Origin of the sequence: Streptosporangium sp. H16 (assembly GCF_051918855.1) — a bacterium.
Lineage (GTDB): Bacteria > Actinomycetota > Actinomycetes > Streptosporangiales > Streptosporangiaceae > Streptosporangium.
On sequence record NZ_JBPXMD010000018.1, the window covers coordinates 64,695 to 76,890 of the forward strand.

A 12,196-nucleotide genomic window follows, 5' to 3' on the forward strand; every position below is an offset into this window, starting at 1 on the left:
ACCCCAAAAGCACCCATTGGCCAGATAGAGGATCTTTCGGATAGCCTGCAGTGCTCACAACGAGAGCACATAGGAAGCCCAGCCTTAGCCTTTAGGTCATGATCAACGGAAACAGGCCAAGATGAACTCCAGTTCCGCGAAGAGAACATCCTGAACGTCAGCGAGCTTCCGCAGGGTGTGACCTGCTCCATGGATGACAATCAGGACGTTGTTAAGGTGTTGGGCGAGGGCCTGCACCTGGTCTATCGAGGTTACGCGATCTTCGTCTCCGTGAATCAGGAGCAGCGGGCGTCGGGTCTCGATCTCGGATTCACCTGCCTCGCTGAGGCGATCGCTGCCAAGCAGTTCGGCGTGATGGGCCTGGAATTTCGGCACGGTTCTGCCCCAGCTCTCCAGGTCGACCACCGCTGACCTAGCGATCCCGGCCGCGAACACATCAGTGACCGCCAGAGCCCGCAGAACGGTGTAGCCCCCGGCGCTGGCACCCCAGATCGCCATCCGCCCAAGATCCGCCCGACCGGCGGACACCAAGTGACGAGCCGCATCAGTGCAATCGGTGGCGTCGACCACCCCCCACCGGCGACGGAGCCCCAGCCGGTACGCGCGGCCGTACCCAGTACTCCCCCGATAGTCGACATCAGCGACGGCGAAACCACGGCTCGTGAAGTACTGCGCGTGGAGGTCCAACCGCAGCGGCCAGTTCGCCGTCGGCCCAGGATGAGCTCGTACGAGCAATGGCGGAGGCCGATCGCTCCCTCCCAGGGGCGGATAGTAGAGACCGTGCGCTTCACCTCCATCGCGAGTACCGAAGGTGAAGGGCTCTGGCCGGACGAGCGATGCGGGGTCAAGAGTGACGTCGGCCGAGGTGAGCTCATGGACAGAACCGTCGGGCGCGCCCAGCACCACCGTGGGCAACCGCGTGGGACTGGAGCCGATGAAGGCGACTTTTCCACCTGCCATGGCAAGGTAGGGCTTGATGGAGGTGTACGGAAACGCCAGCCGTTCGAGATCACCATTGAGACGCCTCACCACCAGGGAGTGCGACGGCCCTTGCTGAATGATCGCCGTTATCTGGGAGTCCTGGATCTCGTAAGTGCGGTAGCCGAACTCCCAGGGAGCCGCAGCGACCTCGAACTCCCCCGTGATCACCGGTTCGGTGCGGCCCTCGCGCCAGGCGTACAGGTTCCACCAGCCGGAGCGGTCGGAGACGAAGTGCAGTGTCCCGTCGTCGCTCCACTGTGGCTGGCACACCGACTCGTCGTCCCCTCCCGCGACCAACCGCGTACCGGTGAGGGTGCCGTCAGGTAGGACGTCGGCCAGCCAGAGCCGGGCGCCGTCCCAGGGCATGAGCGGGGCGTTCCATGAGACCCAGGTCAGTCGCCTCCCGTCAGGGCTGGGCTCCGGGGACATGTAGAAGTCGTCACCGGACGCGATGACCGTCGGCTCGGCGGATCCGTCATCAGGCAGGACGACCAACTCGTTGTGGACAAGGGTTTCCTCGTGTCGTTCTCGGACGGAGACCAACTTGTCCGTACCCGACAGGAGGCGGAGGTCGGCGTAGCGGAGGGCTCCCGGTGAGGCGGGAACGGGAGTCACCGGTACGGGGTGCCGATGGTCGCGTACGTGATAGATCCGCTGGTCGTCGGCGTCGCAGAACCACACGTCCCGCTCGGTGGCCAGATAAGCGCCTCCGCCGTACTCGTGTACATGGGAGGCGACGTGAAATCCCTCCGGTAGCACGTCCTGGCGACCGTCGGTGGCGGTCCAACATACGAGCACATCTCCGTCCGCCCGCCCCTCGATCCAGTAAACGGTCTCACCAACCGCTTGGACAGCGTCATAGGAGATGGTGGCGCGAGCGACAAGTTCAGCGGGGATAGGGCTCACTCTTGCCATGATCGGACGAAGTCGTCCAGTTCGCGAGCGACCGCAGGCTGTCGGCTCGCCACGTGATCGCGGAAGCGCTGGACCCGGGACATTCCGGCGACTGATCCTCGCCTGGCGAATACGGCGATGGCCTCCTGTGCCAGCCGTACGGCCTCGGCGGATTCGCCTTCTCCGAGCCGCGCTCGCGCCAGGTCCACGGTGAGTTCTGCCCTGCGACGTACGCACGTGGCGGGAACGCCACCGATGGCGTCCTCGAAGGAACGGGCGGCCTGGGCGTACCGACCGAGTTCGAGAAGGCAGTCACCCTCATAGCCGAGGAGCCGCTCGCGGTCGAAGTCGTACATCCATTCGTCCCGCTCGTCACCGGCCCGTTCCAGGGCTCCGTTCGCCCGGTCGAGTTCGGCCAGGGCGGTCTGGCTGTCACCCGCGTGGGCGTGGGCGGTGGCACTCACGGCATGAAGCCAGGATCTCGTGACACGGGTGACTGAGCGACCGGCCGTTTCCAAAGCCGCTGAGGCGTGGTGGATGGCCTCGTCTGCCCGCCCGGCCGCGTCCGCGGTGACGGATCGGTAGGCGCTGACGTAGGACCGAAGTCCTCTGTCGCCCGCTTCGCCCAGGGCATCCAGAGCGGTGGCGTATCGGTGTCCCATTGTGAAGTGATCACCCAGGTCGAACCGGATCCACGCCGCGAACCCGGCGGCCTCCGCCGCCGCGTGGGCGATTCGCCGCCGCAGCCGGTTGGAGGTGGGCGCCTCCAAGAGCGAGAGCAGGAGGGCGAGATGGCCGTCAACCGGGACGAGCATCTCGGCCGACGTCAGCTCGTGGTAGAGGCGGCGCTGGTGGATGGTGATCACTTCGATGTCCTCCACCACGGCGGAGGTGATCGCCGAAGCGCGCTTGCCACACGTGCTGAGCCGCCCCCAGTCGATACCGGGATCCGGCGTCTCCGGGACGGGTCTCCGCGCGGCTTCGCTGCGGTGGCGTAGATGGGCCTGCTCTCGGATGACACCGGGAAACATGCCGTTGAGCGTCCCGTTCGCGCCGAGCGCGGCATCGCACGCGATGACCACGGATTCGGAAGGGGCGACCGAAGCCCGCTCCACGGCACCGAGGTGTTGCCAGGAGTATCCGGTCAACTCGCCGAGCTCCATCAGCGTGAGCGAGCGCGCTTTGCGCAGTTCGCGCATCCTGGAGCCAAGCGCGGCGAGCAGTGACGATCCGGGGTCGAGGACCTTGGCCGGTCGCCCGCGACTTCCTTTTCTCTCGGTAGCCATGCGCGTACTCCCTGCTGTTTTGCTGTTCGTTGCGAGCAAATCAGGTCGTGCGGTCTGCTGTCAGCACCTTGAGCAGGCCGGATCGTGAGAGATGGACGCCATGAGCATCGACTCGGTATGTGCCCTCGATCAGCTGAAGAAACTCACCCCCGAGAATGCGGGCGACGTTGCCCGGTCTCGCCTGGGAAGGACATGCCAGGCGGTCTCCCGGCGGTGATCCCCATGAGTTCATACCAGGCCGTCGAGCGAGACCGCCTCACCTGAAAACACGCAGGTAGTCACGACCGGCGAACTCAAGGGCATCACAAAAACGGCTCCGCCGGGCGAGTAGCGTCACCCGGCAGAGCCTTGATCGCACAGGAAGGTGCGACCCATGGCCAACCCTAGTAGAACCCCCAGGATCCTCAGGATTCGCTGGCATGCCGAGCAGCCGCCCTCGCCCCTGGGCTGCCGCTGGTGCGGTCATCCCCCGTACGCGCACGACGCCGCCAGCCTGCCGCATCGGCCCGGCCATCTGTGGGAGCAGCCCACCCCGGCCCAGGTCCGTACCCGTATGACGGCCCGGCGCCGCCTCGGGCTCTGCGGTCGGCTGCCCTCGGCCGTACCGGCCGCACACCCGGTGCCCGCCGCACCGAATCCGTCCACCACCGTGGCCGCGCGCTCGACGAGCCGTCCCTTCGCGGGTTCTCCCTCAGGCAGGGGACGCCACGCGCGACCGGCCTCGATGGCCGCGCCGCCGTACGGACAGTCGCCGTACGGACAGCCTTCGTCCAGACAGCAGCCGTACGGACGGGAGTCGCCGGGTGTACGGCCCTGGCCGGGCAGGCGCGAGGCGTACCGGAAAGGGGTGACGGCATGAGTAGCCCGCCATCCGTCGAAGCGACCGGCACGACAACGACCGCCGAAACAACGGAAACCCTTCCCGCTCCCCCCTCCTGCGAGCCCGGCGAAGACGACACCGGCGCGCTGGCACTCCGGTTCACCGGCTGGTGCCTCTGGTACGGCAAGGCCACCGAGCGCTGGTGGGCGCTCTCCCCCGCCTGGTGCCGGGAGCGCGTCGGCCTGGTCGAGGCCGATACCTTCGCCGAGCTGGTCGCACGGATGCGGCACATCGAGGACTTCCGCCCCCACCCCGCTCTCGACCAGCGTGAACGGTCACGGCGTTCTCTCCCCGGGACGGGCCGCCGAACGGCCGTTCCAGAGCCACGGCCTGAAGGTGTCGACGGCACCGAGGACGTCAGGTTCGTGAAAAGAGACGCCGGGGACGAGACGGAAAGGGACGCCGGGGGCGGGAAGAGCATCGCGATCACGAGTAAGGGGGGTGACAGGGATGGCGGGGCGACTCCTCTCCGTGCTCGTCGGCGTGTTCGCTGACCGGCTCCGAGCGACAGCCGACGACGCCACGGAACCGGCCCACGCAGAACCGGCCCAGGCGGGGCCGGCCCACGCGGGAGCGGTATGGTCGCCGCACCTGGGCCACGTACCCGGGTGGTCGACGCCCTCGGATCACGCGGATCATGCGGGTCACGTACCCGCGAGGTCTCCCGTGATCTCTCAGCGGTTCGGGGCCACCCGCGACCAGGTCAGGCCCGCCCGAAACTTCGTCGCCGAGATCCTCGGGGACGGCCACCCGCTGTGTGACGACGCCGTGCTCCTCACCAGCGAACTCGCGACCAACGCCGTCGAGCACTCCGTCCAACCAGTTGATACCGGCACCACGCGGGACGGTACGGGACCGGTCGAGCGGCCAGGAGAGTTCGTCGTCACGGTGGCCTTCCTCCCTCACGGCGTGCTGGTCACCGTCCAGGACCCCGGCTCCGCGCGGATCCCCTGCGTAAGGAACTCCGGGCCGGACGCCACGGGTGGCCGGGGACTGATGCTCGTCAACGACCTCGCGACCCGCTGGGGCTTCCATCGCGACGGCACCGGGACCGTCATCTGGTTCGAGCTCGGCTCACCCGGCTGAGAACCCGGACAAGGCCGGTGGACCGGTGTGATGGTACGAGATCTGGATGGATTCGTACCATCACACCGGTCCACCGGGAACAACCGCGAGTGACCGCGCGAGGGGGGACGACCTGCCGTCCTGGTCGCCGACGGATTCGAGGTCGAACTCGCCACCCCCCGAAACATCACGTCAGGACTGAAGCCGCCCCACGTCTCCGGCCGAGCCCATGCGGCATGCGACACATGCCGCGGCGTGGCCACTGTCGTGAGTGATCGCTATCCTGGCGCTTCCCGACAGGGGCGGAAAATCAATGGATCCGGTTACACCTGAGATGATCGAACACTACACGCGCTTCTTGGAAGATCTTGACGACCTGTCCGCGGGGCGGTACATGAACACCGATTCGATGTTCTGGATGGTCGTACGGGGTCGTGACACGCCGCTGACGGTCACCGAGGTCGCGTGCCGGCTGGGTGCCGACCCCGGCACGATCGTTCCGCGCCTTCCGGTGGATCTGCCGGACACCGGCTATGTGGCGCTGGAGCAAAGCGAGCGTGGTGTGATCCTCATAGCGAGCGTCGGTTTCGCGCCCACCACCCCGGGAGCGTGGGCCAGGCTGACCGAGAACGCTCAAGCGTGGGGTTTTTGGTGGTTGATCAACAATGCCAATGAGTTGTGCTACGGCGCCGACGGCGCTCTTGTCACCACGCTGGACATCCTGCATCCCCAGCCGGCGGGATGCACCGGCCAGAACCCGCGGGGATTGGATGCCTACCTTGGCGCACTCCGGATGCTCCACAACCGGAAGATGACCGACGCCGAAACGGGCGTGCCGTACCCCGATCAATATCGCGACTGGGAGACCGCCCTGGCGACCGTGGAAGCGATGAGCGGCGTGCGTCTGGACCTTGACCGGCTCGTCCGGGAGCAGCAGTCGGTCTACGCCCCGGCGCTGGACCTGTAGCTCAAGTGTGCTCGTCTCCGCTGAGCGGAGCGACGCCTCCGCGCCTTGACCGTCGCCACCTGTCCGGCGTCACGTGATTTCAGCGTCTTCAGGCTCGTCCGGCGCCGTTGGCCGGTCGCGCCGGTCTCAACAGGTGCTGCCCTCGTGGTAGGGCCGGGGTCAGTCGGCGCCCTGGTCCAGCGCGTGGCGCAGGTGGGCAGTATCGCCGATCGTGCCGGAGTGGCCGCTCGATACGGGCACGGACGGGATCGACGAGGGTGACATGGTCGCCCTGGGTCCTGTTTCCTGGATCCTGTGGTTGATCCGGTGTTCGCGGTCTTCACGGACGGCCGGCGGTCGCGGCGGCGAGGTCTTCGGGCGGCAGCCAGTGTGCGGTGGGCTCGTAGTGAAGCCATCCCTCCTGCCGGGCAGTGGCGGTGGCGGTGTGCAGGAGCCGGTTCAGGAGCGGATGGTGATTGCGGCGCCGCCAGACCAGCGACCACGGGTAGAGCGGGGTGGGATCGACCAGCGGGATCAGCGCCGTGTCCGCGATGCCGGCGGTCTGGGCGTTGGCGTCGATCAGCCATACCCGGTCGGTACGGGCGTGGAGCTGCGCCACCACCTGCTCCAGCGTGGCCAGCGCCGGCCCGATGGCCAGGGGGACGGCGAAGTGGTCGCTGAAGGCGCGCAGATAGCCGTCCAGCTCGGTGGCGCCCGCCAGGGCCGGTGTCCAGAGCCCGCAGGAACGCAGGTCGGCCGGGCGCAGGCGGGACCGCGCCGCCAGCTGATGGCGGCGTGACATCAGCGCGTACAGCGGCTCGAACCTCAGGGGCTGATGAGCCAGGTCCTCCAACCAGGAGGGGGCGAGGCCGTGCACCCGGCCGAAGGCCACGTCGATCTCGGCACGCCGCAGCGCCGACAGAGCGGTCCCCAGGCTGTGCCGGCTGCTCAGCTCCAGCGGCAGGTCGACCAGGTCGATCAGCCAGCGCATCAGAAAGGAGCCGGCGATCGGGCGGAAGGTGTCGAGCCGCAGCGGACGGCAGTCGAGCCGGGCGGCGGCCACGATCTCCTCGGCCGCGGCCAGGGTCTGGCGCGTCAGGGGCAGCAGCCGCCGTCCCAGGTCGGTCAGCTCGACGAGGTGATGGCCCCGCACGAAAAGCGATCCGCCCAGGGTCTCCTCCAGGCGCCGGATGCGAAGCGACAGCGCCTGCTGGGTGAGGCACAGCCGGGCCGCGGCCCGTCCGAAGTGCAGCTCCTCGGCGGTCGTGACGAACGCCTGAAGCTGTCGAAGGTCGAGATCCACCCCCACACGCTGCAGCGACAAGCAACGCTTGTCAAGAAGGGAAGGTCTTGTTGGACACCGCACGCCGGTGGGCGATGGAGTGGATCTCATGGATGAGGACACCCGGTCGGGCGAACCGGTCCGAGACACGACCGTCCGAGACACGACCGCCACCGCCGATGTGGCCGCCACCACCGACGTGACCGGTACGGCCGAGGGCGGCGCGGCGGATCCGCGCCGCTGGCGCGCGCTGGCGGTGCTGGCGATGGTGCAGTTCATGTTCACCGTGGACAGCTCGATCGTGAACGTCGCGCTGCCCTCGCTGCAACGTGACCTGGGCGCCTCGACGGCGGACCTCGCCTGGGTGGTCAACGCCTATGTCGTGACCGCGGGCGGGCTGCTGCTGCTCGGCGGGCGGCTGGCCGACCTGTGGGGCAGGCGCCGCATGTTCCTGCTGGGCACGGCGATCTTCGCGCTGGCGTCACTGGCCAGCGGGGTCGCGGCGAACACCGGCATGCTGGTGGCCAGCCGGTTCGGGCAGGGCCTCGGCGAGGCGCTGGCAGCGCCGGCCGCCCTGTCGATCATCGTGCTGACCTTCCGCGACGGTCGCGAGAAGGCCCGTGCCCTGGCGATCTGGGGAGGGCTGAGCGGGCTGGGCGCGACGGTGGGGGTGTTGCTGTCCGGGGCGCTGACCGAACTGGCGGGCTGGCGCTGGATCTTCCTGATCAACCTGCCGGTCGCCGCGGTGGCGTTGCTGCTCGCGCCACGGCTGGTGAAGGCGCGGCCGGGCGGTGGCGGCGGCCGCGGGGTCGACTGGGCGGGGGCGGTACTCGTCACGACCGGCCTGATCGCGCTCATCTCCGCCCTGCTGTCGGCCGGTCACCGCGGGTGGAGCACCTCGGCCACCCTCGTCCCTCTGGGCGCGGGGCTGGTCGCGCTGGCCGCCTTCCTCGTCGTGCAGGCGCGGGCCGCCTCGCCGCTGGTGCCGCCGCGCTTCTTCGCGAGCCGCGTCCGCCTGTCGGCGAACCTGGCGACGGTCACGCTGGCCAGCGGGATGGCGGCGACGATGTTCCTGCTCACCCTGTACATGCAGAACGTGCTCGGCTACCGGCCGCTGGCCACCGGACTGGCCTACCTGCCATTCTGCGTGGCCTTCCTCGGCGGGCTGATGCTCTCCACCGTGTTGACCGACCGGCTCGGTACCGCGCTCACCAGCGGCGCCGGTCTCGTCCTCAGCGCCGCGGGCATGCTGTACGTGGCGCTGAGGATGTCGGTCGCCGGCGGTTACGCCGTTGACGTGCTGCCCGCCATGGTGATGATCGCCGCGGGGCTGGGGATCGCCTTTCCCGCGCTGCAGAACGCGGCGCTGCACGGGGTGACCGACCAGGACGCCGGACTCGGTTCCGGGGTGCAGACGACCATGCAGCAACTGGGCAGCGCCCTGGGGCTGGCCGTCTTCGCCGCGATCGCGATAGGCCGTACCGGCGTGGCGCTGGAGGCCGGCGGCTCCTCCCCTGCGGCGGCCGTCAGCGGCTACCGGTGGGCCTTCCTGGCCGCGGCGGGCGCTCTGGTCCTGGCCTCCGTGCTGGTGTCGGCGACGGTGTGGCGTACCGGAGCGGATCGTACGGGAAAGCCCGCCGCATGACCGAGGGCGAGGAACTCCGCGGCGGCATGAACGTGGTGCGCCGGTACGGCGACACCGTCCGCCGCCCGGCCTCCGCGGCGTCGCCGGCGATCCACCGGCTGCTGCGGCACGTGCGCGCGCGGGGCTTCGACGGCGCCCCCGAGCCGCTGGGCCTCGACGCCGACGGCGACGAGGTGCTGACCTTCCTGCACGGACAGGTGCACCAGGCGCTCCCCTCCGAGCTGCGCACGCCCGAACTCCTGGACTCGGCGGCCATGCTGCTGCGCCGCTTCCACGACGCGAGCGCCACGTTCGAAACCGGTCCCGGCGACCGGTGGTGGCTGCCCGCGCGTTCGCCCGCCGAGGTCATCTGCCATGGCGACGCCGCGCCGTACAACTGCGTGGTGCGCGAGGGCACGGTCGTGGGCCTCATCGACTTCGACGCCGCGCACCCGGGCCCGCGCATGTGGGACGTGGCGTACGCGGTCTACCGGTTCGCCCCCCTGCACGCGCCGGACAATCCCGACAGCTACGGAAGCCCTGCGGAGCAGGGGCGCCGGGCGGCCCGCTTCTGCCATACCTACGGCGTTCCCGCCGACGCCGCGCTCCTCGACATCGTGGCCGACCGGCTGCGCGCCCTCATCGACTTCATGCGTGCTCAGGCGAAACGGGGCAACAAGGCGTTCCAGTCCCACATCGACGGCGGCCACATCGACCTGTACGAGGCCGACATCCGCTATCTCGCCGCGAACCGCGACCTCCTGCTCAGGGCCTTCGACGAGGAGTGACGGTGCCGCGCCGTCACGCGTCGAGGCGCGCTCCGGTGAGCTTCTCGCTGAGGTCCCACAGCCGGGTCGCGGAGTGCGGGTCGATCGAGTAGGGCATGACGCCGAAGGCGAGGGACTCACCGGTTCGCACCCGCTCCTCGGCGATGGCGACGGGGTCGTCGCCCTCGGGGACGAGCGGGGCGATGTCGGAGTTCTCGCAGTAGACGCCGCCGAGTCCGTCGAGCTGCGGGCCGGTGGCGCACCACACGCTCGTCGCGGCGCCCTGCTCGGGGCTCTTCTTGTTCCGCAACGGGTCGATGAGCGGTTCGCCGTCCTCCCCGATCATGCCCATCCGCTGGAGGTGGTCCGTGCTGGTGTGCCGTACGAGCGGGGTGAGGATCCTGCCCGGGTGCAGGGAGAACGCCCGCACCCCGTGGTCGCGTCCGCGCCGGTCGAGCTCGACGGCGAAGAGGTTGTTGGCCGTCTTCGACTGCCCGTACGCGCCCATCGGGTCGTACGGGCGGCGCTCGAAGTGCACGTCGTCCCAGACGATGTCGGACTCGCGGTGCCCCCATGACGAGACCGCGACGACCCTGGCGCCCCCGGCCCGCAGCAGCGCGGGCCAGAGCCGGAGCGTCAGCTGGAAGTGGCCGAGGTGGTTGGTCGCGAACTGGGACTCGTAGCCGCGCGCGTCGCGGGAGAGCGGGCCGGCCATGATCCCGGCGCTGTTGATCAGCATGTGCAGTGGCCGGTCAGCGTCGAGGAAGCGGTCGGCGAACGCGTCGACCGACGCGGGATCCTGGAGGTCCATCGGTTCGAGCTGGACGCCGTCGACGCCGGCGAGGGTCTCGGCCGCCTTCTCGCGGTTCCGTACGGGAACGACGACCGACGCTCCCGCCGCACGCAGCGCGCGGACCGTCTCGACGCCGAGGCCGGAGTAGCCGCCCGTGACGATCGCGGTCCTGCCGGTGAGGTCGACACCGGCGACGACCTCGCCCGCGGTCGTCGCGGGACCGTATCCGGTGCCGAGCGGGATCTGCGGTGTGGGTGCGGGCGCGGTCACGCGATCGCCTCCGAGAGGTCGGGGCCCAGGTGGTCGGGCTCGATGTGGCGCATGGGTTCTCCTACGACGGTCAACAAAACGGAGGATTCTCCGTTTACGTGGGGTCGACGATAACGGAGGATCCTCCACTTAGCAAACGTGCCGTATTCCCTCGGAAGCACCCCGGTTCCCTTGGAAGCACTCCGGTCGGGGACCGGCACCCGCGATCACAGTGTTCCGCCGGCGGCGAGTCGCATGAGGTCGGTGGTGAAGTCGACGTCGTCGGCGCTGCGTTCGGCGCGGGTGGCGTTGCCGCCGAACTGGTGCTGGTAGCCGGTCCATGCGCTGTCGGCGATCGACCGGCCGACGCCGCTGCGCAGCAGGAGGACGAGTTCGGTGGCGGCTCGCTGGATCCGGTCGCCGAGCGCGGCCTGCCCCCAGTCCTCGGGTGCGGCGAAGAGGGAGGTGGGCACGGGGAGAGCCCGCATGAAGGCGAACAGGGGCCGGAAGTGCTCGTCGACGACCATGGCGTGCCGGGCCGTGCCCGCGGTGGCGGCGAGGATGACGGGTTTGGCGATGAGCAGGTCGTTGTCGAGGATGTCGGCGAAGGACTTCATCAGCCCGCTGATACCCGCCTTGTACACGGGTGTACTGGCGATGACGGCGTCGGCGGCGGCAAGGCGTTCGAACACCGCCTTGAGGCGCTCGCCGGGAAATCCGGAGACGATCGCCTGGGCGATGTCGACCGCGAGCGGTCCGAGCTCGATGACCCCGACGGTCGCGGGCGTGCCGGATTCACGGAGCAGGTCGAGCACCTTCTGCACCGTGCGGTCCGCGAGAAGGCGGGTGGAGGAGGGTTCGCTCACACCGGCGCTGACGACGACGAGGCGCAGGGGCTCGTCCGGTTCGGATGAATCGTGCGGGTCGAAGGTGTCGGGGCTCATTCGGGGTTCCTTTTCGTTCTCTTCGGGGTGGCGGCGGTCGCCGCCTCGTGCTCGGCGGCCTCGAGGAGCCTGAGGCTGAGGTCGCGGATCATCTCCAGCTGGCCGGGGTCCAGGGCCCGGGTCATCGCCCGGGCCACATGTCGCGCGTGGGCGGTGCCGGCGCGTCGCTGGACCTCCACGCCGGCCGGCGTGAGGCGGATGCGACAGGCACGGGCGTCGTCCGGGTCGTCCTCCCGCTCGACGAGCCCGCGAGCTTCGAGCCGTGCGACGAGCCTGGACATGCCGGGCTGGGAGATCAGCACGTCGGAACCGAGCTCGGTGATCCGCAGCCCGCGTCCCGCGGTGGAGAGCGCGTAGAGCACGCCGTACTCCCGCGGCAGCAGATCACCCCAGTGATCGGCCTCGGCGAACTCGCGGGCGATCGTGGCCTGCGCCCGGAAGAAGGCCTCCCACGCCTCGTTCGCGAGTCGGACGTTGCCCGCCAT

At 69.3% G+C, this 12,196-nt stretch carries 12 protein-coding genes; 6 read left to right on the top strand and 6 right to left on the bottom strand.

The features are described from left to right. Positions 1 to 102 precede the first annotated feature (102 nt). Together ACTOQ2_RS27380 and ACTOQ2_RS27385 are read right to left on the bottom strand one after the other, a co-directional pair. Positions 103 to 1,887, bottom strand: a complete 1,785-nt coding sequence (locus ACTOQ2_RS27380; protein ID WP_440103342.1) for a S9 family peptidase — start codon at positions 1,885 to 1,887, stop codon at positions 103 to 105. Continuing rightward, positions 1,884 to 3,161, bottom strand: coding sequence for a helix-turn-helix domain-containing protein (locus ACTOQ2_RS27385; protein WP_440103344.1), 1,278 nt, complete (start codon positions 3,159 to 3,161; stop codon positions 1,884 to 1,886). Before ACTOQ2_RS27385 ends, ACTOQ2_RS27380 begins: the two co-directional genes overlap by 4 nt. 373 nt (positions 3,162 to 3,534) lie before the next feature. Between ACTOQ2_RS27385 and ACTOQ2_RS27390 the strand changes: the two genes are divergently transcribed. The 4 genes from ACTOQ2_RS27390 (at position 3,535) to ACTOQ2_RS27405 (ending at position 6,073) form a co-directional block, all read left to right on the top strand. Then, entirely contained in the window at positions 3,535 to 4,020 is a 486-nt protein-coding gene (locus ACTOQ2_RS27390; RefSeq protein WP_440103345.1) for a hypothetical protein, read from the top strand. Then, the gene (locus tag ACTOQ2_RS27395; RefSeq protein WP_440103347.1) at positions 4,017 to 4,535 is read left to right on the top strand and encodes a hypothetical protein; all 519 of its coding nucleotides are present in this window, start codon (positions 4,017 to 4,019) and stop codon (positions 4,533 to 4,535) included. The genes ACTOQ2_RS27390 and ACTOQ2_RS27395 overlap by 4 nt, the downstream gene beginning before the upstream one ends. Positions 4,536 to 4,707: 172 nt before the next feature. Beyond that, positions 4,708 to 5,127, top strand: a complete 420-nt coding sequence (locus tag ACTOQ2_RS27400) for an ATP-binding protein (RefSeq protein WP_440103348.1) — start codon at positions 4,708 to 4,710, stop codon at positions 5,125 to 5,127. Positions 5,128 to 5,377: 250 nt separating this feature from the next. After that, positions 5,378 to 6,073, top strand: a complete 696-nt coding sequence (locus ACTOQ2_RS27405) for a hypothetical protein (protein WP_440068803.1) — start codon at positions 5,378 to 5,380, stop codon at positions 6,071 to 6,073. Positions 6,074 to 6,392: 319 nt separating this feature from the next. Here the strand turns inward: ACTOQ2_RS27405 and ACTOQ2_RS27410 are convergent, their stop codons facing one another. Further along, positions 6,393 to 7,355, bottom strand: coding sequence for a LysR family transcriptional regulator (locus tag ACTOQ2_RS27410; protein ID WP_440103350.1), 963 nt, complete (start codon positions 7,353 to 7,355; stop codon positions 6,393 to 6,395). A gap of 88 nt (positions 7,356 to 7,443) precedes the next feature. Here ACTOQ2_RS27410 and ACTOQ2_RS27415 point away from each other — a divergent pair, with 88 nt between their 5' ends. After that, positions 7,444 to 8,979 carry an MFS transporter gene (locus tag ACTOQ2_RS27415; protein WP_440103351.1) on the top strand — a complete coding sequence of 512 codons (1,536 nt, stop codon included), beginning with the start codon at positions 7,444 to 7,446 and terminating at the stop codon, positions 8,977 to 8,979. Beyond that, positions 8,976 to 9,746 carry a phosphotransferase gene (locus ACTOQ2_RS27420; protein WP_440103353.1) on the top strand — a complete coding sequence of 257 codons (771 nt, stop codon included), beginning with the start codon at positions 8,976 to 8,978 and terminating at the stop codon, positions 9,744 to 9,746. Before ACTOQ2_RS27415 ends, ACTOQ2_RS27420 begins: the two co-directional genes overlap by 4 nt. A 13-nt stretch (positions 9,747 to 9,759) precedes the next feature. On the opposite strand, the gene ACTOQ2_RS27425 is transcribed toward ACTOQ2_RS27420, so the two are convergent. The 3 genes from ACTOQ2_RS27425 to ACTOQ2_RS27435 all read right to left on the bottom strand — a co-directional run bounded on the left by ACTOQ2_RS27425 (position 9,760) and on the right by ACTOQ2_RS27435 (position 12,196). Further along, positions 9,760 to 10,788 (bottom strand): oxidoreductase, encoded by a 1,029-nt coding sequence (locus ACTOQ2_RS27425; protein ID WP_440103355.1) that lies wholly within the window; start codon positions 10,786 to 10,788, stop codon positions 9,760 to 9,762. Positions 10,789 to 10,994: 206 nt separating this feature from the next. Beyond that, on the bottom strand, positions 10,995 to 11,711 hold the full coding sequence (locus ACTOQ2_RS27430; RefSeq protein WP_440103357.1) for a CE1759 family FMN reductase: 717 nt from the start codon (positions 11,709 to 11,711) through the stop codon (positions 10,995 to 10,997). Next, entirely contained in the window at positions 11,708 to 12,196 is a 489-nt protein-coding gene (locus tag ACTOQ2_RS27435) for a MarR family winged helix-turn-helix transcriptional regulator (RefSeq protein ID WP_440103358.1), read from the bottom strand. Before ACTOQ2_RS27435 ends, ACTOQ2_RS27430 begins: the two co-directional genes overlap by 4 nt.

Excerpts from the sequence above, each read along its gene's own strand:
- ACTOQ2_RS27385 (WP_440103344.1), bottom strand. The coding sequence starts at position 3,161 with ATGGCTACCGAGAGAAAAGGAAGTCGCGGGCGACCGGCCAAGGTCCTC.
- ACTOQ2_RS27390 (WP_440103345.1), top strand. The coding sequence starts at position 3,535 with ATGGCCAACCCTAGTAGAACCCCCAGGATCCTCAGGATTCGCTGGCAT.
- ACTOQ2_RS27395 (WP_440103347.1), top strand. The coding sequence starts at position 4,017 with ATGAGTAGCCCGCCATCCGTCGAAGCGACCGGCACGACAACGACCGCC.
- ACTOQ2_RS27415 (WP_440103351.1), top strand. The coding sequence starts at position 7,444 with ATGGATGAGGACACCCGGTCGGGCGAACCGGTCCGAGACACGACCGTC.
- ACTOQ2_RS27420 (WP_440103353.1), top strand. The coding sequence starts at position 8,976 with ATGACCGAGGGCGAGGAACTCCGCGGCGGCATGAACGTGGTGCGCCGG.
- ACTOQ2_RS27430 (WP_440103357.1), bottom strand. The coding sequence starts at position 11,711 with ATGAGCCCCGACACCTTCGACCCGCACGATTCATCCGAACCGGACGAG.
- ACTOQ2_RS27435 (WP_440103358.1), bottom strand. The coding sequence starts at position 12,196 with ATGGCGGGCAACGTCCGACTCGCGAACGAGGCGTGGGAGGCCTTCTTC.